At 70.1% G+C, this 19,689-nt stretch carries 17 protein-coding genes; 8 read left to right on the top strand and 9 right to left on the bottom strand.

All coding sequences use genetic code 11. The features are described from left to right. Positions 1–49: 49 nt before the first annotated feature. Both OOK38_RS11090 and OOK38_RS11085 read right to left on the bottom strand, forming a co-directional pair. Positions 50–247, bottom strand: a complete 198-nt coding sequence (locus OOK38_RS11090) for a DUF397 domain-containing protein (protein WP_266761347.1) — start codon at positions 245–247, stop codon at positions 50–52. Next, on the bottom strand, positions 238–1,080 hold the full coding sequence (locus OOK38_RS11085) for a helix-turn-helix transcriptional regulator (RefSeq protein ID WP_266761349.1): 843 nt from the start codon (positions 1,078–1,080) through the stop codon (positions 238–240). The genes OOK38_RS11090 and OOK38_RS11085 overlap by 10 nt, the downstream gene beginning before the upstream one ends. A gap of 160 nt (positions 1,081–1,240) precedes the next feature. Here OOK38_RS11085 and OOK38_RS11080 point away from each other — a divergent pair, with 160 nt between their 5' ends. From OOK38_RS11080 to hemB, 3 genes are all read left to right on the top strand, one after another. Then, positions 1,241–1,666, top strand: a complete 426-nt coding sequence (locus OOK38_RS11080; RefSeq protein WP_266761350.1) for an ATP-binding protein — start codon at positions 1,241–1,243, stop codon at positions 1,664–1,666. 289 nt (positions 1,667–1,955) lie between these two features. After that, positions 1,956–3,050, top strand: coding sequence for a helix-turn-helix domain-containing protein (locus OOK38_RS11075; protein ID WP_266761352.1), 1,095 nt, complete (start codon positions 1,956–1,958; stop codon positions 3,048–3,050). Positions 3,051–3,125: 75 nt separating this feature from the next. Beyond that, positions 3,126–4,118, top strand: a complete 993-nt coding sequence (gene hemB / locus OOK38_RS11070; RefSeq protein WP_266761354.1) for a porphobilinogen synthase — start codon at positions 3,126–3,128, stop codon at positions 4,116–4,118. A 55-nt stretch (positions 4,119–4,173) separates the two neighbouring features. Here the strand turns inward: hemB and OOK38_RS11065 are convergent, their stop codons facing one another. After that, complete coding sequence (locus tag OOK38_RS11065; RefSeq protein WP_266761356.1) at positions 4,174–4,923, bottom strand: DUF4232 domain-containing protein; 750 nt, start codon at positions 4,921–4,923, stop codon at positions 4,174–4,176. Positions 4,924–5,133: 210 nt separating this feature from the next. Between OOK38_RS11065 and OOK38_RS11060 the strand changes: the two genes are divergently transcribed. From OOK38_RS11060 to OOK38_RS11050, 3 genes are all read left to right on the top strand, one after another. Further along, positions 5,134–6,558 (top strand): helix-turn-helix transcriptional regulator, encoded by a 1,425-nt coding sequence (locus OOK38_RS11060; protein WP_266761358.1) that lies wholly within the window; start codon positions 5,134–5,136, stop codon positions 6,556–6,558. 75 nt (positions 6,559–6,633) lie between these two features. Next, complete coding sequence (locus OOK38_RS11055; protein ID WP_266761359.1) at positions 6,634–7,536, top strand: SAM-dependent methyltransferase; 903 nt, start codon at positions 6,634–6,636, stop codon at positions 7,534–7,536. A 159-nt stretch (positions 7,537–7,695) separates the two neighbouring features. Continuing rightward, positions 7,696–8,898, top strand: coding sequence for a PLP-dependent aminotransferase family protein (locus tag OOK38_RS11050; RefSeq protein WP_266761361.1), 1,203 nt, complete (start codon positions 7,696–7,698; stop codon positions 8,896–8,898). 39 nt (positions 8,899–8,937) lie between these two features. Here the strand turns inward: OOK38_RS11050 and OOK38_RS11045 are convergent, their stop codons facing one another. Further along, positions 8,938–9,819, bottom strand: coding sequence for a DUF4253 domain-containing protein (locus tag OOK38_RS11045; protein WP_266761363.1), 882 nt, complete (start codon positions 9,817–9,819; stop codon positions 8,938–8,940). Between the two features lie 177 nt (positions 9,820–9,996). Next, a complete protein-coding gene (argS, locus tag OOK38_RS11040; RefSeq protein ID WP_266765793.1) occupies positions 9,997–11,766 on the bottom strand; it encodes an arginine--tRNA ligase in 1,770 nt (589 codons plus the stop codon). A gap of 147 nt (positions 11,767–11,913) precedes the next feature. Here argS and lysS point away from each other — a divergent pair, with 147 nt between their 5' ends. Beyond that, complete coding sequence (gene lysS / locus OOK38_RS11035; RefSeq protein WP_266761364.1) at positions 11,914–13,680, top strand: lysine--tRNA ligase; 1,767 nt, start codon at positions 11,914–11,916, stop codon at positions 13,678–13,680. 93 nt (positions 13,681–13,773) lie between these two features. Here lysS and OOK38_RS11030 read toward each other — a convergent pair whose 3' ends face one another. The 3 genes from OOK38_RS11030 to OOK38_RS11020 form a co-directional block, all read right to left on the bottom strand. Further along, positions 13,774–15,129, bottom strand: a complete 1,356-nt coding sequence (locus OOK38_RS11030; RefSeq protein WP_266765794.1) for a DUF2637 domain-containing protein — start codon at positions 15,127–15,129, stop codon at positions 13,774–13,776. Positions 15,130–15,319: 190 nt separating this feature from the next. Beyond that, positions 15,320–16,189: a DUF3558 family protein gene (locus OOK38_RS11025; RefSeq protein ID WP_266761366.1), complete on the bottom strand. Its 870-nt coding sequence runs from the start codon at positions 16,187–16,189 to the stop codon at positions 15,320–15,322. 147 nt (positions 16,190–16,336) lie between these two features. Further along, entirely contained in the window at positions 16,337–17,191 is an 855-nt protein-coding gene (locus OOK38_RS11020; RefSeq protein WP_266761368.1) for a DUF3558 domain-containing protein, read from the bottom strand. Positions 17,192–17,393: 202 nt separating this feature from the next. Here OOK38_RS11020 and OOK38_RS11015 point away from each other — a divergent pair, with 202 nt between their 5' ends. Further along, positions 17,394–18,587 carry an RtcB family protein gene (locus tag OOK38_RS11015; RefSeq protein WP_266761370.1) on the top strand — a complete coding sequence of 398 codons (1,194 nt, stop codon included), beginning with the start codon at positions 17,394–17,396 and terminating at the stop codon, positions 18,585–18,587. 41 nt (positions 18,588–18,628) lie between these two features. Here the strand turns inward: OOK38_RS11015 and OOK38_RS11010 are convergent, their stop codons facing one another. Then, on the bottom strand, positions 18,629–19,429 hold the full coding sequence (locus OOK38_RS11010; protein WP_266761372.1) for a hypothetical protein: 801 nt from the start codon (positions 19,427–19,429) through the stop codon (positions 18,629–18,631). Between the last annotated feature and the right edge of the window lie 260 nt (positions 19,430–19,689).

Below are 19,689 nucleotides of genomic sequence, written 5' to 3'. Positions count from 1 at the left end.
CCCGCCGTCTCTTACGGAGACGGCGGGGCGTTCTTCGTTGTGCGGCCGGTCAGACGGACGGCAGGAAGGCCGCCCAGGCGGTCGGGGCGAGGGCGAGGTGGGGGCCGTCGGGGTTCTTGGAGTCCCGGACGAGGATGCGGTCCGGGTGGGCGGCCACCTCGACGCAGTCGGGGCCCTCGTCCGTGCTGTAGCTGCTCCTTATCCACTCCGGTGCGATGCTTGCTTCGCTGCCTGGCTTCAGGGGCATGTCTCTCCAAGCACTCTCTCGATGAAGGCTGTTGACTCTCGCGGGTCGAGAGCTTGTGCCCGGATGGTCCCATAGCGCATGTCGAGCAGCTGGACCTCTCTCGGGTCGGTGATCACGCGGCTGATGTGCTGCACTTCGACGTGTCCGACGGTGCCGCCGTCCTTGAGCCTGAGCAGTCTGAAGGAACCGGCCAGGCCGGAGTTCACCTCGCGACTCAGCGGGAGCACCTGGAGGTCGACGTTCCGGAACTCGGCGATCTCCAGCAGGCTTTCGAGCTGGCGCCGCATGACCGTGCTGCCTCCGATGGGCCGCCGAAGGGTCGACTCGCACTGGACGAAACTGAAGAACGGCCGGGCCATCGTGCCGTCGACGATCTTCTGGCGGGACACTCGGGCCGCCAGCCTCTGCTCCAGCTCGTCCTCGCTGAACGGCGGTCGGCGCGCGCCGAAGACCGAAGTCGCGTACTCCACGGTCTGCAACAACCCATGAATCACCGAGTTGTTGTACGCGCACAGCTCGATCGCGTCCGCCTCCAGCCTCTTCAGGTCCCGTACCTTCTTCGGGTACCGGACCTCCGCCAAGTCCTCCTTCAGCGCCGCGAGTCTGCCGCCCGCCGACAGGATCTCGTCCGCGCGGTCCAGATACTCGGGCCGGGGGATGCGCCGCCCCCGTTCCACGGAGGAGACCAGCTCCTCCCCGTACCCGATGGCCGCCCCGAACTCGGCCTGGGTCAGGCCGGCCGACTCGCGCCACAGCCTCAGTTGGCGCTGGACGGTCCTCATCACGGCCCCGGCCTCTTCGTCGTCCTCCAGCCCCGCGTCCCACTCGCTCACGCCCGCCGCCTTCCCGCCACGCGCTTCCCTGCCCAACGCCGGCGCACGCTTCCCGGTCACCCCGTACAGCCCGGACAGAATCGGACGCCACCCGGACAGACACCGTCCGCACGGGCTGCCGGTCTTCACAGATTACGTACGCGAGAACACGCTGAGTCACGTGAATCAGCGAACTGTGCACTCTCCGCTCCACCATTTCTCGGTGCCGCTCTCCGCCACCCGGCGCGGCGCCCGCCTCGCCCGGCTGCTCGCGGCCGAGCAACTGCACGACTGGGGGCTGCCGTTGGACCCGGCTCGGCTCGTCGTCGCCGAACTCGCCTCGAACGCCGTCCTGCACGGCCGCGTCCCCGGCCGGAGTTTCCGCCTCACCCTCTCCGTCCTCGCTCCCCGGACGCTGTGCGTGGAGGTCGCCGACGCCCGGGGCGAGCGGTGGCCCACCCGGGTGCGGGACAGCGCCGACAGGCGGTCCGAGTCGGGCTACGGGCTGTTGCTCGTGGAGGAGTTCGCGGACCTCTGGGGTGTGCGGTCGGGTCCTGTGCCGTGCAAGACGGTGTGGGCGGAACTCGATCTCGGGCTTGCCCGGTGATGCCCGAACCGGAGCCCGGTGACGGGTCCTTCGGTGGCGGGTGGGCCGGGGCGGCGGGCGGTAAAAGACCAAAGAACCCGGGGGAAATACCGACCGACCAACCAAACCCGGCTCATGTCACCCGAGCGGGTGAAACGGGCTGGTACGGGTGGCGCGCGGGCGGCTCGGACGTGCACGCTCGCCGCAGGCAACACCCACAACTCAACATCCCCACACATGCTTCGGCCCCCGCCGGGACGGCAATCCCAGTGCGAGGGCCTGACCAAAGAGGAAGACAAGCCCCTTCCCCATGGCTGTGACCAAGCTTATCGATGCGCTGCTCCCGAAGCAGGGAGTACGGCGCAACGCCACCCGCTCCGGTGTCACGCACGTACGTGAGTACCAGCCCGACCGGTACACGATCGTCGGCAACCACCTCGCCCAGCACCGAGGGCTCTCCGCGACCGCGGTCGGGATCGCCGTGCACATCCTTTCGCTGCCCGAGGGCGCGCGGGTGGACATCCGCAGCCTCGCCGAGTGGTTCCCCGAGGGGCGGGCCCGGATCGCCTGCGCGCTGCGGGAGTTGGAGGCACGGGGCTATGTCGAGCGGGTGCGGGAACGGCTCCCCTCCGGGCAGATGGTCACCCGTACGTACGCCTTCCACGCCCCCGCGCTCACCCGGGCTCGCCGGGAGGGAGATCCGGAAACGGCCGCCGCCCCAGCAGCCCCGACACCCCAGGCGTTCCCGGCGACCACGGCTGCGCGGCCCTCGGAAACTCCGGTCCAGGACCTCACCGCTCCCGGCGGTCCGCCCTCCGAGGCCGAAAACGAGGCCCTACCGGAGCCGGTCGTGGCAGCCCACGCCGCGCGCGTCGCAGGATGCGCCACCGACGCGGAGCGGACCACCGAGGCAGAACCGTCCGAACCGATCGCGGACCGCGCCGAGTCGGGGCCGCCCCGCGGCGAGCACCGCGACAAGGCCGAAGCGCTGCTCGCCGGGCTGCGTCGGACCGACATCCGGTTGACGTTGTCCGGGCGGGAGGTGCGGCGGCTGGCTCCCCTGGTCGTCGCCTGGTTCGAGAACGGTCTCGGCAGAGCGTCGGTGATCCATGCCCTGACCGACGGCCTTCCCCTCCGTGTGCGACACCCGGCCGGCTTCCTCCGCAACCGCCTGCTGGACCTGCTTCCACCGGCACTGCCGTCCCTTCCGGGGGCAGGCGAGGCCGAGCCGCTCCCGAGCCGGCCCCTGCCCCCTCCACCCGCCATGACGACCTGTGAAGGCGGCTGCGACAGAGGCTTCAGAGCGCCGTTCCGGGGAGCGTGGTGCCGCGACTGCCGCGCCGCCCGGCCCGGCGAAGCTCCCGTGGCTCCGGTGGACGTCACAGCTCTCGTCCGAGTGTTCTGACCCGGCCCGGAGGCGCCTCGGGCTCCGACGCGGAGTCGGTAAAGGTGCCCCTGTGACGGGCGTAGCGTAGATGCCATGACGAAGTACGGATCCTTCCCCGGTACCCGTCCCCGGCGGCTGCGTACCACGCCCGCCATGCGCCGGATGGTCGCCGAGACCCGGCTGCACCCGGCCGACTTCATCCTCCCCGCGTTCGTCCGCGAGGGTGTGAGCGAGCCGGTGCCGATCGGCTCGATGCCCGGGGTCGTGCAGCACACGCGGGACAGCCTGAAGAAGGCGGCCGTGGAGGCGCTGGAGGCCGGAGTCTCCGGAATCATGCTCTTCGGGGTTCCGGACGACGCGAAGAAGGACGCCGTCGGGACGCCCGGCACCGACCCGGACGGGATTCTCCAGGTCGCCCTGCGCGATGTCCGCGCCGAGGTCGGCGACGAGCTGCTCGTGATGTCCGACCTGTGTCTCGACGAGACCACCGACCACGGGCACTGCGGTGTGCTCGACGAGCAGGGGCGGGTCGACAACGACGCGACCCTGGAGCGCTACGCCGAGATGGCCCAGGTGCAGGCCGACGCGGGCGCCCACATCGTGGGTCCCAGCGGGATGATGGACGGCCAGATCGGCGTCATCCGGGACGCCCTCGACCAGATCGGCCGCGAGGACGTCGCCATCCTGGCCTACACCGCCAAGTACTCCTCGGCCTTCTACGGCCCCTTCCGGGAAGCCGTCGGCTCCTCGCTGAAGGGCGACCGCAAGACGTACCAGCAGGACCCGGCCAACGCGCGGGAGTCCCTGCGGGAGCTGGCGCTCGACCTGGAGGAGGGCGCCGACATGGTGATGGTGAAGCCCGCGGGCCCCTACCTCGACATCCTCGCCCGTGTCGCCGACGCGGTGGACGTGCCGGTCGCCGCCTACCAGATCTCCGGCGAGTACTCGATGATCGAGGCCGCCGCCGAGAAGGGCTGGATCGACCGGGACAAGGCGATCATGGAGACCCTGACCGGCATCAAGCGCGCCGGCGCCCAGAACATCCTCACGTACTGGGCGACCGAGGCCGCGCTGAAGCTGCGCTGACCTCCCGGCGGGGCGGGGGGCGGTTCCGGCGACACGATCGGGGGGCGCGCTCCGCTCAGTACGCGAGCGCGCCGTCCAGGTCCTGCTGCCAGTACGTCACCGTGAGCTTGTCGTCGATGTAGACGCCCTTTGCGGGGAGGGCCGGAGTGGCGCTGCGGCCCTTGTCGAAGCCGATCTCCAGAGTCTTGGCGGTGTAGCCGTTGCCCCCGCTGCCGTCGGCGGCCGACAGCAGCACACCCGCGTAGCCGGACTCGCCGGGGGCGAGGGTCACGACCGCCTGCGGGTGTGTCTCCTCCGCGACCGGCGGGACGGACTGGGCCTCGGCGAACCGGGCGATCGGATAGCCGGTCAGGTCGCAGTTCCTCGTGCCGGTGTTGGTGACGGTGAGCAGCAGGTGGTTGAGCGGACGGGACACCGCGGTCGCGGTGGTCTTCGTCGTGGAGCCGTCGCAGGCGACGTTCCTGGTGCCGGTCTGCCCGTTGGAGCCGGTCTTGGAGCCGGTCCCGGTCTTCTTGCCGGAGCCCTGTGCGGAGCCGGCGGCGGTGGGCGTGCTCTTCGAGCCGCCCGTGCCGCCCGCCGTCGAGCCGCCCGTCGAGCTCGCGGTGCCGTTGCCCGCGGGCTTCGCCGTCGAACCCGCGTCTGCCGCCGGTCCGCTCGGCTGCGACGAGGAAGCGGACGTGTCGGACGGGCCTTCGCCGCGTACGCCGTCGCCGTCGTTGCACGCCGTCAGAGTCAGCGCGGCGAGTGCGACCGCCGTGGCGGCGAGGAAGCGGGTACGGGCAGTGCGTGCGGTGCGTACGGACATGGTGATCCCCCTGGGGTGTCGCTGGTGGGTCGGCCGCTCGACCGGTCGGCGGGAGCGGCGTGCTTGGATGACCGAAGCTTGTGCGGTGTTCCGTCCCGGCCACCACCATCGCCGGGGTATTCGGGACGCCGGAACGTTCGCGCAGGGTCTGAGCTGGGAAAACAGTGTCGCCCTGGAACACGGTCCGGGACGCGGGGGATGGAGGAACGTATGGCGGGGGACGAGTTCGCGGGATTACTGCGGGAGCTGAAGGCGCGGTCCGGGCTCAGTTACGGGGCGCTCGCCAAACGGCTGCACGTGAGTACGTCCACGTTGCACCGGTACGTCAACGGGGATGCCGTACCGACGGATTACGCGCCCGTGGAGCGCCTCGCGCGTATGTGCCGGGCGACTCCGGAGGAGCTGATCGAGCTGCACCGGAGCTGGGTCCTCGCGGACGCGCTGCGGAGGCAGAAAACCCCGGGCGCGGGGCCCCCGCCGGGATCGGCAGCGGCGACGGCGCCGGTCGCGGTCCCGGGAGGCGACGGGGACGGCGCCGAGGCGGGCACGGACGAGGGGGCCGGCTCTGCCCCGGGTGACGGGGCGGCGACCGGGAGCGCGACGGGTTCGGTGTCACGGGTGGGGCGGGAGGCCGTGGCTCCGGCCCCGGATCCGGCTTCGGTGTCCGTGCCCGGGTCGGAGCCGGTGCGCGTGCCGGTGCCGGCGCAGGAGCCGGCGAAACGGAGCCGGCGGGCCCTGCTGCTCGCCGGCGCCGTCGCCGTTGCGCTGACCGCGATCGTGTCCACCACACTGGCCGTTCACTTCGGGTCGGGCGGAGGTGGCGACGACTCCAAGGGAGAGGCCATCGCCCTCGGCGTGCCGCAGACTGCGGGGAGCCGGGGCGCGCAGGGCGCCCGTTCGACGCCCGAGGCCCACCAGGGATCGGCCTCGGCGTCCGCCTCGCACGGCGGCAGTCCCAAGGCGTCCGTCTCGTCGAGCGGCGGACCTGTCCCGCAGGACAGCGCGGCCGGGGGCGGCGCGGCCGAGGACGGCGCAGGTGCACCGGCCGTCGTCGCCGACGCGTACAAGTGGGACGACCCGTGCAGCCAGCACTACCTGGTGAACCGGGACGCCCCGCAGGTGCCGCCGCCGCCGCCGAACGAGTCGGACGCGCGCGGCTGGGTCACCGCGCTCGGCGGGGTCGCGAGCGGGGAGCAGATGCTCGCCCTGACGGTGCAGGGCACGGACAGAGCGACCGTCGTCGTGGAAGCACTGCACGTGCGAGTGGTGCGGAAGGACGTTCCACTCGCTTGGAACGACTACGCGATGGGCGTGGGCTGTGGCGGAGGTGTCGAGACGAAGTCGTTCACCGTGGACCTCGACGCGGGGCAGCCCGTGACCGCGCTCAAGGGCGGACAGCGGGACTTCCCGTACAAGGTCAGCGAGTCCGACCCCGAGGTCTTCTACGTGTTCGCGGACGCACGGGCGCACGACGTGAGCTGGTACCTGGAACTCGACTGGTCCAGCGGGACGAAGAGCGGCACGGTGCGCGTCGACGACCACGGGAAGCCGTTCCGGACGAGCGGGAACACAGGCCGGCCCGTGTACAACCATCCGCTGGGCGGCAGCGAGTGGGTATCGGCTTCCTCCGAGTGATCGGGGCACGATCAAGTCCCCCCAGGAGTTAGGTTGTTGCCCGCTCAATGACGCGACTCTCCAGGGAGATGTTCCATGTCCGGTGACGCCCTCAGCCAGGACCCCGCGGAGCTGAGAAGGAGGATCGACACCACCAAGGCACACCCCGCCCGCGTCTACGACGTCTTCCTCGGCGGCAAGGACAACTACCCGGTCGACCGGAACGCGGCCGCCGCGGCGCTCGCCGCGAACCCACGGGGCTACCTCGACGTCCGGCACAACCGCGACTTCCTCCGCCGCGCCGTGACCACGCTGACCGCGGACGACGGCATCCGGCAGTTCCTGGACATCGGCACCGGACTGCCCACCCAGGAGAACGTCCACCAGATCGCCCAGCGGATCACCCCGGATTCGCGGGTCGTGTACGTCGACAACGACCCGGTCGTCCTCGCCCACGCGCGCGCCCTGCTCACCAGCGGGCCCGAGGGGCGTACGGACTACATCGACGCGGACCTCGAGCAGCCCGGGCAGATCCTCGAACAGGCCGCCAAGACCATCGACCTCGACCAGCCGGTCGCCCTGGTGCTGGTCGCGATCCTGCACTTCGTCGAGGACGCCGAGGCGTACCCGATCGTGCGCGGACTCGTGGACGCGCTGCCGTCCGGCAGCCGGCTCGTCCTCAGCCACCTCACCGAGGACCTGAACGCCGAGAACATCCGCGCCGTCCAACGGACGTACACCGAGCGGGGGTTCACCTTCGTGCTGCGCTCGAAGGCGGAGGTGGAGCGCTTCTTCACCGAGAACGGCCTGGTGCTGGACGAACCCGGAGTCGTCCCCGCCCACCACTGGCGGCCCGACGGCAACGCCCCGGTCCCGGAGACCGCCGACCCCGCCTTTCTGGCCACGCTCGACGACGTCGAGAAGGTCCGCTACCGCGACATCAACGACGTCACGGACGCGGACATCAACGTGTACGTCGCGACGGGCGTCAAGCCCTAGACGCAGGCGCAGCGCCGGACTGCCGCCGGCCGCCGCGCCGGGCTGCCGTCCGTATCCCGGAATTGACGGGTGTAGACGGCACGCACCGGCCTAGGGTGCGGACACGAGCCGGCCCCGGCGCGCCGGGGCCGCCGCCCGCAACGACAAGGAGCCGTCACCGTGACCGTCACCGACCCCGCGACCGCACCCGTGCCCCCGCTCGCCGCCCGGGCCACCGCGATCGGCGGTTCGCCGGTACGGGACATCCTCGCGGTCACGGCACGACCCGAGGTGATCAACTTCGCGGGCGGACTGCCCGCCCCGGAACTGTTCGACGCGGACGGCATCGCGGCGGCCTATCGCGACGTCCTCGCCGAGGAGCCCGAACGGGCCCTGCAGTACTCGACGACCGAGGGCGAACCGGCGCTGCGGGCGGCCCTCGCCGAACGGACGAGCGCACGCGGACTGCCGACCGGACCCGACGACGTCCTCGTCACCACCGGCTCGCAGCAGGCGCTGTCACTGCTCGCCACCGCGCTACTGGAACCCGGCGACACCGTCCTGGTCGAAAGCCCCTGCTATCTGGCGGCACTTCAGGCGTTCGCCTTCGCCGGAGCGCGGGTGCTGGCCGTGCCCGGCGACGACGACGGCATCGACCCCGAGGCACTCGACGAACTGGTCGCCCGGGAGCGGCCGAAGCTGCTCTACACCGTGCCCACCTTCCAGAATCCGACCGGGCGCACCCTGCCGGGCGAGCGACGGGCCGCCATCGCCCGCGTCGCCGCCGCGCGCGGACTGTGGATCGTCGAGGACGACCCGTACGGAGAGCTGCGCTTCGAGGGCGAGCGGGTGCCGTGGATCGCCTCCCGCGACGGTGCCGGGGACCGGACCGTGCTGCTCGGCTCCTTCTCCAAGGTGATGGCGCCCGGCCTGCGGCTGGGCTGGCTGCGCGCGCCCGCGGCACTGCGGCGCGCGTGCGCCGTCGCCAAGCAGGCCGCCGATCTGCACACCCCGACCGTCAACCAGCTCGCCGCCGCCCGCTATCTGGCCGACCGCGACCTGGACGCCCACGTGACACGGGTCGCGGCCGTCTACCGCGAGCGGCGCGACGCCATGCTCGCCGGGATCGGCGCGGCCCTCCCGGCCGGGTCGACGTGGACCCGGCCGGAGGGCGGCATGTTCCTCTGGGCCCGCCTGCCCGAGCCGTACGACACCACGGCCCTGCTCCGTGGAGTGGTGGAGCAGGGTGTGGCGTACGTGCCCGGCGCGCCCTTCTACGCGGGCACCCCGGAGACGTCGACGCTGCGCCTGTGCTTCGTCACGCAGACCCCGGACGAGATCGCGGAAGGGCTGCGCCGCCTGGGAACAGGGCTGCGCGGCTGACCACCGCCGGTCCCCACCAGAGGCACGGCCCGACGCCGGTCAGTCCCACCAGAACGACCACACCCGCTCGTCCAGCACCTCCTGCTCGGCGTACGTCCGCAGCGTGGTGTGGTTGCCCTGCGTGATGTTGTCCGGGCAGAAGGCGAAATGCTCCGCCGCGACCGCCTCGGCCTCCGCCATGGTGGCCGGCGGGGCCGCCACGGACAGCACCAACTGGTCGAAGGTGAGGGCCACCACGCGTATGCCGAAGCGGTCCTCCCAGGAGCGGAGCACGGCACACAGACGCCCCACGTCACCCTCGTGGTTCAGAGGGCCCGACCAGCCGAGGGCGGCCGGGATGTCGGCGCTGCGGCGCGCCGGAACCAGCGCGAGCCGAGGCTGCTTCAGCCACGAGCCGTGGCCCGTGAGGGAGTCGGCGATCTCGGCGGCGCGGGTGTCCGGATCCGCTTCGGGCGCCGTGGCGGCGGCCAGGCCCGGCCAGAGCGGTCCGTACGGCGCGATCGTCTCGTCGAGGGCCGGCTGCTCCCCGAAGATCTCGACCACCCTGTCCTTGCCGGGGTAGTCCTGGTCCGCGTCGAGTTCGTCCGCCGCGTACTCCTCCCAGAACTCGGCCAGCACCTCGTCGGCGTCGTGGTCCCCGGGGTACGACACCTCGCCGGGCATCAACTCCCATTCCTCCGGGCCGTTCTGCGAGCCGCCCACGTCGACCAGCACCGGCAGCAGACCGGACCCCCGCGCCGGAGCGGCCAGCGCCGCCCAGGCTCCGGGAGCCGAACCGTCCTCGGCGTGCCACAGCAGCGGCTCGTGCCACGGGCCGTCGTCGGTCGCGTCGATCAGTCTCCCGGGCGGGAGTTCGAGCCCGAGCACGCGCCCGCTCGGGTCTGCCGTCAGCCGCGGCAGCGGATTGGGAAGTGTCGCCATGCCGGTGACTGTAGGGGCCGGCACTGACAACGCCGGAGGCGCGGTGCGCCAGCCGGCGGCGTACGAGGTGAAGTACCGCAGGATCAGCCCTGGACCGGGCCACGGGATCACCCCGGTACGCGAAAGAGCCCCGCATCCCGGTGATCCCGGACTGCGGGGCTTCTCGTGGAACCGAGATCAGAGCCGCTCGGGCGTCCTGATGCCCAGCAGGGACATGCCCTGGTGGAGCGTGCGGGCCGTGAGGTCGCAGAGGAAGAGGCGGTTCTCCGCGACCTCCTGCGCCGGGGCCGGCTTGATGACCGGGCACTGGTCGTAGAACGTCGTGTAGAGCGAGGCCAGTTGGTACAGGTACGCCGCCAGCTTGTGCGGGGCGTACTCGGCGGCCACCTCGTCCAGCGTCTCGCCGAACCGGTCCAGGTGCAGACCGAGCGCCCGCTCCGCCGGGGCCAGTTCGAGCTCCGGGTGCGCCACCGGCGTACGGTCGCCGGCCTTGCCGAAGATCGACCGGATACGGGCGTACGCGTACTGGAGGTACACCGACGTGTCGCCGTTCAGCGACACCATCTGGTCCAGATCGAACTTGTAGTCCCGGACGGCGGAGGTGGAGAGGTCCGCGTACTTCACGGCGCCGATGCCGACGTACCGGCCGTTCTCCTCGATCTCCTGCTCGCTCAGGCCCACCTTCTCGGCCTTCTCCCGCACGACGGCCGTCGCCCGCTCGATCGCCTCGTCCAGCAGGTCCACCAGCCGGATCGTCTCGCCCTCACGGGTCTTGAACGGCTTGCCGTCCTTGCCCAGCACCGTGCCGAAGGCGAGCTGGTGGGCCTTGACGTCGTCGTTCAGCCAGCCGGCCCTGCGCGCGGTCTCGAAGACCATCTTGAAGTGCAGGGACTGCCGGGCGTCCACGACGTAGATCAGGCTGTCGGCCTTCAGGTTGAAGACACGGTCACGGATCGCGGACAGGTCGGTGGCCGCGTAGCCGTAGCCGCCGTCCGACTTCTTCACGATCAGCGGGACCGGGTTGCCGTCCGGGCCCTTCACGTCGTCGAAGAACACGCAGAGCGCGCCGTCCGAGCGGACCGCCACGCCCGACTCCTCCAGGAGCCGGCACGTCTCGTCCAGCATGGCGTTGTAGCCGGACTCGCCCACCACGTCGGCGTCGCGGATCTCCATGTCCAGCTTGTCGAAGACCGAGTAGAAGTAGATCTTCGACTCGTCCACGAACTTCTGCCACATGGCCAGCGTCCCGGGCTCGCCCGCCTGCAGGTCCACCACCCGGCGCCGCGCCCGCGTCTTGAACTCCTCGTCGGAGTCGAAGTGGGAACGCGCCGCCTTGTAGAGACGGTTCAGGTTCGACATGGCCTCCTCGCCGGAGACCTCGCCGCCCTTGTGGTCCAGCTCGTGCGGGTGCTCGATCAGGTACTGGATGAGCATGCCGAACTGGGTGCCCCAGTCGCCGATGTGATGCCGGCGCACGACGGACTCGCCGGTGAACTCCAGGATCTGCACCACCGCGTCACCGATCACCGCCGACCGCAGATGACCGACGTGCATCTCCTTGGCCACGTTCGGCTGCGCGTAGTCGATCACCGTCGTGCCCGGGTGCTCCGCGAGGGGCACCCCGAGCCGCTCGCCGTCCGCGTACCGCTCCGCCAGGTTCTCGACGATCGCCCGGTCGGTGATCGTGATGTTCAGGAAGCCGGGCCCGGAGACCTCGATGTCCTTGATCACGTCACCCGACTCGACCCGGTCCACGACCTGCGTCGCCAGCTCGCGCGGGTTCGCCTTCGCCTTCTTGGCGAGGGCCAGGATCCCGTTGGCCTGGAAGTCGGCCCGGTCGCTTCGGCGCAGCAGCGGGTCAGCGGAACCGGCCTCCGGCAGAGCTGCCGAGAGGGCGTCCGCGAGGCGCTGATGGACGGAAGCGGTGAGGGACGTGACCGAGGCCATGGAGTGGCTGCCGTTCTGCTCGGGTTCCGGAGTTTCTGAGTACAAGGAAAGCCAGTATCCCACGCGGTGAAAAGCCGTTTTCGCGGTTGAGGCCCGAGCTGGGAGAATGGTCGCGTCAGCCGTACTGCCGTATTGAGAAAGAAGGACGTGCGCATCGTGGCTCAGAGCACCGAGACCACCGACTGGGTCTCCCGTTTCGCGGATGAGGTCATCGAGGAGTCGGAGCGTCGGGCCCCGGGCGCGAAACACTCTGGCGCCGCCGCACCGGTCGTTGTCGTCGCGTCCGGACTCTCCCCCTCCGGCCCGATCCACCTCGGCAACCTCCGCGAGGTCATGACCCCGCACCTCGTCGCCGACGAGATCCGCCGCCGCGGGCACACCGTGCGCCACCTGATCTCCTGGGACGACTACGACCGCTACCGCAAGGTTCCGGCGGGCGTCGCGGGCGTCGACGAGTCGTGGGCCGAGCACATCGGCAAGCCGCTGACCTCCGTCCCCGCCCCCAAGGGCTCCGAGTACCCGAACTGGGCCGAGCACTTCAAGGCCGCGATGACCGCGGCGCTGGCCGAGCTCGGCGTCGAGTACGACGGAATCAGCCAGACGGAGCAGTACACCTCGGGCACCTACCGCGAGCAGGTCCTGTTCGCGATGAAGCACCGCGGCGACATCGACGCGATCCTCGACCAGTACCGGACCAAGAAGGCCCCCGCCAAGAAGCAGCAGGGCCAGAAGCCGGTCGACGAGGCCGAACTCGAAGCAGCCGAGGGATCGGGCGCCGCCGCCGAGGACGACGGCAGCTCCGCCTCCGGGTACTACCCGTACAAGCCCTACTGCGGGCAGTGCGACAAGGACCTCACCACCGTCACGGCCTACGACGAGGAGACGACGGAGCTGACGTACACCTGCTCCGCCTGCGGCTTCTCCGAGACCGTCCGGCTCAGCGAGTTCAACCGCGGCAAGCTGGTCTGGAAGGTCGACTGGCCCATGCGCTGGGCCTACGAAGGCGTCGTCTTCGAGCCGAGCGGCGTCGACCACTCCTCCCCGGGGTCCTCCTTCCAGGTCGGCGGGCAGATCGTCGGGCTCTTCGGCGGCAAGCAGCCCATCGGACCGATGTACGCCTTCGTCGGCATCTCCGGCATGGCCAAGATGTCCAGCAGCAAGGGCGGGGTCCCCACCCCGGCCGACGCGCTCCAGATCATGGAACCGCAGCTGCTGCGCTGGCTGTACGCCCGCCGCCGCCCCAACCAGTCGTTCAAGATCGCCTTCGACCAGGAGATCCAGCGGCTCTACGACGAGTGGGACAAGCTCGCCGGCAAGGTCACCGACGGCTCCGTGCTGCCCGCGGACGCCGCCGCGTACACCCGCGCCGTCGGCACCGCCGCCGGGGAACTGCCCCCGACCCCCCGCCCGATGGCGTACCGCACCCTCGCCTCCGTCGCCGACATCACCGCCGGCGCCGAGGACCAGACCCTGCGCATCCTGAGCGAGCTCGACCCCGAGAACCCGCTCGCCTCCCTGGACGAGGTCCGGCCCCGGCTCGACAAGGCCGAGACCTGGATCAACACCCAGGTACCGGCCGAGGAACGCACCGTCGTCCGCGACGAGCCCGACGTCGACCTCCTGAAGTCCCTCGACGACCAGGGCCGCGAGTCGCTGCGCCTGCTCCTCGACGGACTGGAGGCGAACTGGTCCCTGGACGGCCTCACCCACCTCGTCTACGGCGTTCCCAAGGTCCAGGCCGGCTTCCCCGCCGACGCCACCGCCAAGGAACTCCCGGCCGAGATCAAGGTCGCCCAGCGCACCTTCTTCGCCCTGCTCTACCACCTGCTCGTCGGCCGCGACACCGGGCCGCGCCTGCCCACGCTGCTGCTCGCCGTCGGACAGGACCGGGTGCGCAAGCTGCTCGGCGCGTAACCGCACACAGCACAGCCGTACGAGGAAGGGGCGCCCGGTGATCACCGGGCGCCCCTTCCTCGTACACACTCCATCGGTCACCCACCGGGGTGCCTACGCGATGTGGTCCTCCTGGAGTTCCGCCGTGTGGCGGTTGGTGAAGCGGTGGACCATGCGGTCGGCCTCACGCTGCGGGAGCGTGAGGCGGTACGTCGCCTCCACGTCACCTCTGAACTGGCCCGAGGTCGGGTAGCTGCCGTCTATCGACTTCTTGAAGACCAGGTAGTAGTCCTCCTCGGTCGGCTCCGTGCTACCGCCCGAACCCAGCCCACGGGTACGGCCCGGGCCAGACGGGATCGGGAAGGTACCGGTGTCCTCCGGAGAGGGCTCCGGGGCGGGCTCGGGTTCGGGGGCCGGCGGCACCTCGTACTGCTGCCCGAACCGCCGCTGCTCCTCGAACCTCTGCTGCTCCTCGAACCGTTGTTGTTCTTGGAACTGCTGAGCGGACCGGAACTGCTGTTGTTCCTCGAACAGCTCGGCCTGCTGCTGCTCCGCGAACCACTCCCGGTACGCCGCGTCTGGGTCGTAGCCGCCCTGGTACTCGATGGACTGGGGGTTCCGCGCCTGGAGCCACGGATTCTGTGGCTCGGCGTACTCCGGCGACTCGGGGCGTTCGCTGCCCTCGGGAGCGGGGCGCTGCTCGATGAGCTGGGGCTGAAGGGCCGCCGTGGGCTCGGGGGTGCGACTGCTCGCGGACGCGTCGGCCGGCGCCAGGGCGGGCACGGGCGCCGGCGGCAGCACCGCGGGCTCGATGCCCGCCGCCGCCAGACCGGACGGAGCCGTCTCCGCGAGCGGGACGCCGTAGCGCGCCAGGCGCAGCGGCATCAGCGACTCCACCGGGGCCTTGCGGCGCCAGGCGCGGCCGAACCGTGCGTGCAGCCGTGCCTGGTAGACAAGGCGTTCCTGCTCCAGCTTGATGACCTGCTCGTAGGAGCGCAGCTCCCACAGCTTCATGCGGCGCCACAGCAGGAACGTCGGGAGCGGGGAGAGCAGCCAGCGGGTGAGGCGGACGCCTTCCATGTGCTTGTCGGCCGTGATGTCGGCTATGCGGCCGATCGCGTGCCGGGCCGCCTCGACCGAGACCACGAACAGGATCGGGATGACGGCGTGCATGCCCACACCCAGCGGGTCCGGCCAGGCCGCCGCGCCGTTGAAGGCGATCGTCGCCGCCGTCAGCACCCACGCGGTCTGGCGCAGCAGGGGGAACGGGATACGGATCCACGTCAGGAGCAGGTCGAGGGAGAGCAGGACGCAGATACCCGCGTCGATGCCGATCGGGAAGACGTACGAGAAGTTCCCGAACCCCTTCTGGATCGCCAGCTCACGGACCGCCGTGTAGGAACCGGCGAAGCCGATCCCGGCGATGACGACCGCACCGGCGACGACCACGCCGATGAGAATCTTGTGCATCCGTGTCAGCTGTATGGGCGCGGCCACCTGCACTCCCCTCCGCTTGCGTGTTGTTGCGCGCAACAGAGTGGCACATGTGTGTGGCGTACGGATGCGCGGTATGGGACGAGCCCGGTCCCCGAGAGGACCGGGCCCCTGCAACTGTCCCGCCAAAGATACGAGTTGAGCCCCGAAAACGGACGGGGGCGGGTCAGTCCTTCTTCGCCGCGGACTTCGACGGCGAAGCGCTCCCGGAGGCGCTCCTGGACGGAGCCTTCGAGCCGGACGACGCCTTCGACGAAGAGGACGACTCCGAAGAGGACGCGCTCGCCCCGCCGCCGTCCTCGTTCGCGGCGGTCACCGCGGCCACCGCCTCCTTCGCCGCCTTCTCGGCGTCCTTCAGCAGGTCGGCGGCGTCCGGGGTCTTCTCACCCGCGAGACCGGCACCGTTGTAGTCGAGCGTGACGACCACGTTCTCGACGCGCGTCACGATCGTCTGCTGCTTGAAGGAGCCTTCCTTCTTCTTCAGGTCGTACCGCACGGCCGTCGCCTCGTCGCCCGTCCCGGCGACCGGCTCGGACTTGGCGCCCTTCGCGCCCTCCACCGACTGCGCGCCCGTGACCTGCTTCTCGAAGTACGCGTGCGCCTGCTCGTCGCCCGCGCCACGCGTGTCCGAATCGAAACGCAGCAGCGCCACGTTCAGCCAGCGGAACTGAGAGCCCTTCACACCGTTGTTGTCGAGGCTGCTCCAGTTGCAGTTGCCGCGCTGCGCCGCGTCGTCCGACTTGCCCTCCTTGCCCGACTTGCTCCCCTTGGGGACCAGTTCGCCCAGAGTCTTCTTCGACAGCACCGAGCACGGCTCGGGAAGCGCCGCGTACGCGGCGGGCTGGACGACATCGGCCGAGGCGCTCTCGGACACCTTCGCGTCCGGCGTCGCGCTCGCGCTCTTCTGCGCGTCGTCGCCGGAGTCGGAGTCCGAGGAACAGCCCGCGGCGACGAGCATCACCGGGACGGCGGCTGCGCTGACAAGGATGCGGGTGAGTCGCGGTGCTCGGCCTACTCGCTGTACTGGTCGGTGCATGGTTCCTTCACTCGTGGCGCTCGTGGTCCGGCCGCACATGGAACGTGCGACCGGTCGGGTCCGAGGGGCCACGGTACGCGGTGAGGCGCCCGAGCGGTTCCCGTTCGGGGGGTTTGCGCCGGGGTGCCCGCAGGTGCCGCGGGGCCGCTAGCCGTTGAGCTCGTCGGCCAGCTCCCGGGCCAGTTTCCACGCCCTGTCCTGCATTTCTTCGCTGTCCGGGGTGTCCGTGGAAGCCGTCGGCTGCTCGGCGTATTCGATCGTCACGATCACGTTGGACGTGCGGAACACCACAGTCACCGTGCGCTGCTGAGCCGTCGACGAACCGGTGCTCAGCTTGTCGTCGAGGAACGCCTGGTCGCCGAGACCGTCGAGGACGCGGGGCTGGAGAGCGGTGGGCGTTCCCGACGGAGAGGCGGAGGCGGAAGGGGTGCCGGAGCCGTCGCCCTTGCCGTCGCCCTCGTCGCTGCCGCCTCCGTCGCCGGCCGGGGTGCCGGTGCCGTCGCTCGGGCTCGGACTGGCGTCGTCGCCCGAGGCGGAGGCCGACGCGGACGGCTCGGGGAGGTCGGCCGCCGTCTCCTTGGCGGTGTAGAGCTCCTCGGCCTTGTCGTCGTCGCTCACCGCGGTGTCGTACGAGACCACGCGCTCGAAGTCGACGAAGAGGTGATCGGTGGCGGAGGTGGACTCCACCTTCCAGTTGCAGCCGTCCCGCCGGTCCGTGTTGTACGTGACCGTGGCCTCACCGTCGTACAGCTTCTCCTGCTGCTTCTCGTCGGTGCTCTGCTGGATGCCGGGCAGCAGTGCGTCGAGGGTGTCGTGATCGGCCGCCGTGCACGCCTGCGGGAGGGTGCGGTACTTGCCCGGCTGGGCGGCCGGAGCCGTCGTGCCGGCGTTGCCGCTCTTGGAGTCCGGGGGTGAATTCCCCTCGTCCGTACCGCCCGTGCAGCCCGCAAGCAATGCCGCGAGGAGCACAGCGGCGCCTGTTACGTACGCCTTCCGCTGCACGGTCAGGCTCCTCTCGACGGTTCCCGACGGCGCTTCGGCCCGGGTGTCCTGTGGTTATTCGGTTGCCGCACGGGGGCGGCCCCTGGAGACAATGTGTATCGCACGCAGAGCCGTGGACGCCGGTCCGTTGTCCCATACGTCGACCTAGGCGCCGGTTTTGCGATTTAAGACTTCTGTTGTTTTTCTGGGGATCGAGGACGATATGTCGTACGTAGAGGTGCCGGGCGCGAAGGTTCCCATCCGCATGTGGACCGACCCCGCGTCGGTCGAGGATGTCGCACTGCGCCAGCTCCAGAACGTGGCGACCCTGCCCTGGATCAAGGGGCTCGCCGTCATGCCGGACGTCCACTACGGCAAGGGCGCGACGGTCGGCTCCGTCATCGCCATGCGGGACGCGGTGTGCCCGGCGGCGGTGGGTGTCGACATCGGCTGCGGAATGTCCGCGGTCCGCACGTCCCTGACGGCCAACGACCTGCCGGGCGACCTCTCGCGACTCCGGTCGAAGATCGAGGAGGCGATTCCGGTGGGACGGGGGATGCATGACTCCCCGGTCGCCCCGGACCGGTTCCACGGGCTGGCCACCGCCGGGTGGGACGACTTCTGGGGGCGGTTCGACGGGGTCGCCGAAGCGGTCAAGTTCCGTCAGGAGCGGGCTGTGAAGCAGATGGGAACGCTAGGCGCGGGAAATCACTACATCGAACTGTTGTTCGATTCCGAGGGTGTTGTGTGGCTTACGCTCCATTCCGGGTCCCGGAACATCGGCAAGGAACTTGCCGAGCATCACATCGGTGTCGCGCAGAAGCTCCCGCACAACCAGGGCCTGGTCGACCGGGACCTCGCCGTCTTCGTCGCGGACACGCCCCAGATGGCGGCGTACCGCAACGACCTGTTCTGGGCCCAGGAGTACGCGAAGTACAACCGCACGCTCATGATGGCGCTTCTGAAGAACGTGATCCGCAGGGAGTTCAAGAAGGCGAAGCCGACCTTCGAGTCGGAGATCAGCTGCCACCACAACTACGTTGCGGAGGAGCGGTACGAGGGCATGGACCTGCTCGTCACCCGCAAGGGCGCGATTCGCGCGGGCAGCGGGGAGTTCGGAATCATCCCCGGCTCGATGGGCACCAGCTCGTACATCGTGAAGGGCCTCGGCAACGAGAAGTCCTTCAACTCGGCTTCGCACGGGGCGGGTCGGCGCATGAGCCGGAACGCCGCGAAGCGCCGTTTCACGACGAAGGACCTGGAGGAGCAGACGCGGGGCGTGGAGTGCCGCAAGGACTCCGGCGTCGTGGACGAGATCCCGGGTGCGTACAAGCCGATCGAGCAGGTGATGGAGCAGCAGCGTGATCTCGTCGAGGTCGTGGCGAAGCTGAAGCAGTTCATCTGTGTGAAGGGCTGACACCGGCGAGGCCCCGGTCCGGGGCCTCGCCGTTCAGTCGGTCAGGCGTCGGCGGGCAGCGGGGTCTTGCCAGTCCGAAGACGCCAAAGGCGGACGCAGCAGCTCTTCTCGGTCCTGCCGAGTTCCTTGGCGGCCGCGGCGTCGTTGTTCAGTGCCAGCAGCAAGCGGTCCTCCGATGGCGTCCAGCGACGGCGGTCGGGCGCTACGCGCATGTCGGCCGGGCGTGACCAGGTGTGGAGAGACTCGGCGGCGGTCCGCTTGCGGTCCAGTGACAGGCAGTCCGGGTAGTAGAGATGGGTGCCCAGCTTCTGGGCTGCTTCCGTCGTGTAAAGGATGTTGAAGACGTCGTCGCGGGCATTGCGCTTGAGGGACCGTTCGACGCCGGTGATCCTGCCCGCGTAGAAGCACAGATAGGCGCCGATGGCGGCGCTGGCGGTGGTGAGCGAGACGAAGGGAAAGCCCTTGGCCGTGAAGCCCACCGAGCCGTCTGCGTCGATCACTCCTCGGAGATAGTCGCGTTGCGAGAACGGGACGCGAGGGGGCGTGATGGTCCTGGACTTGCGGCCGTACGGCAGACCGAGTTCGTTCAGTCGTGTCCTTGCTTCGAGGGCGCACAGGGTCCAGATCGCGGACGTGTGGCTGGCGGTGAAGTTGGTCGACCGGGTGCGTCCGGTGATGCTGCTGTTGTACGGGGTCAGGCGTTGGAATTCGCGCAGAATTCCGACGTCGCGAGCGCTGAGCTCGACGGTCATGCGCCCTTTCTGACCTGTCCCCTTGGAGAGGTGCCCGTCGGCTTGCAGGAAGCCGAACATGTAGGCGTAGTCGGGGGCTACGAGATCCATGAACTCTGTTGTCCCGCTGCGGGATTCGTCCGGAGCGCAGGGGATCGCGTTAGGCTCGCGTTCAGCCATCAGGAAGGCTCGCTTCCGTGCTGGTCAGGCCCTCGGTCGGGATGGCAGTCCCGGCCGAGGGCCGTCGTGTTTGATGTTGTGGCGCGAGCCTAGGTCGGGAGTTCGGTGGACGTGCGGGTGATCGAATCAATTCACCCGTGTGAGTTATGGGTGGGGCTGCTGGTGTGAGTTGAGCGGCGGAGCCGCCGAGC

Origin of the sequence: Streptomyces sp. NBC_00568 (assembly GCF_026341855.1) — a bacterium.
Classification (GTDB): Bacteria; Actinomycetota; Actinomycetes; order Streptomycetales; family Streptomycetaceae; genus Streptomyces.
Note: the sequence above shows the minus strand (reverse complement) of the source record. Positions and strands in the feature narration are given on the sequence as shown.

Bases quoted from the DNA above. Each gene is read 5' to 3' on its own strand.
- OOK38_RS11060 (WP_266761358.1), top strand. From the start codon at position 5,134: ATGGCGGGGGACGAGTTCGCGGGATTACTGCGGGAGCTGAAGGCGCGG.
- OOK38_RS11045 (WP_266761363.1), bottom strand. From the start codon at position 9,819: ATGGCGACACTTCCCAATCCGCTGCCGCGGCTGACGGCAGACCCGAGC.
- OOK38_RS11055 (WP_266761359.1), top strand. From the start codon at position 6,634: ATGTCCGGTGACGCCCTCAGCCAGGACCCCGCGGAGCTGAGAAGGAGG.
- OOK38_RS11065 (WP_266761356.1), bottom strand. From the start codon at position 4,923: ATGTCCGTACGCACCGCACGCACTGCCCGTACCCGCTTCCTCGCCGCC.
- OOK38_RS11030 (WP_266765794.1), bottom strand. From the start codon at position 15,129: ATGCACAAGATTCTCATCGGCGTGGTCGTCGCCGGTGCGGTCGTCATC.
- OOK38_RS11075 (WP_266761352.1), top strand. From the start codon at position 1,956: ATGGCTGTGACCAAGCTTATCGATGCGCTGCTCCCGAAGCAGGGAGTA.
- argS (WP_266765793.1), bottom strand. From the start codon at position 11,766: ATGGCCTCGGTCACGTCCCTCACCGCTTCCGTCCATCAGCGCCTCGCG.
- OOK38_RS11025 (WP_266761366.1), bottom strand. From the start codon at position 16,189: ATGCACCGACCAGTACAGCGAGTAGGCCGAGCACCGCGACTCACCCGC.
- OOK38_RS11015 (WP_266761370.1), top strand. From the start codon at position 17,394: ATGTCGTACGTAGAGGTGCCGGGCGCGAAGGTTCCCATCCGCATGTGG.
- hemB (WP_266761354.1), top strand. From the start codon at position 3,126: ATGACGAAGTACGGATCCTTCCCCGGTACCCGTCCCCGGCGGCTGCGT.
- OOK38_RS11090 (WP_266761347.1), bottom strand. From the start codon at position 247: ATGCCCCTGAAGCCAGGCAGCGAAGCAAGCATCGCACCGGAGTGGATA.
- OOK38_RS11010 (WP_266761372.1), bottom strand. From the start codon at position 19,429: ATGGATCTCGTAGCCCCCGACTACGCCTACATGTTCGGCTTCCTGCAA.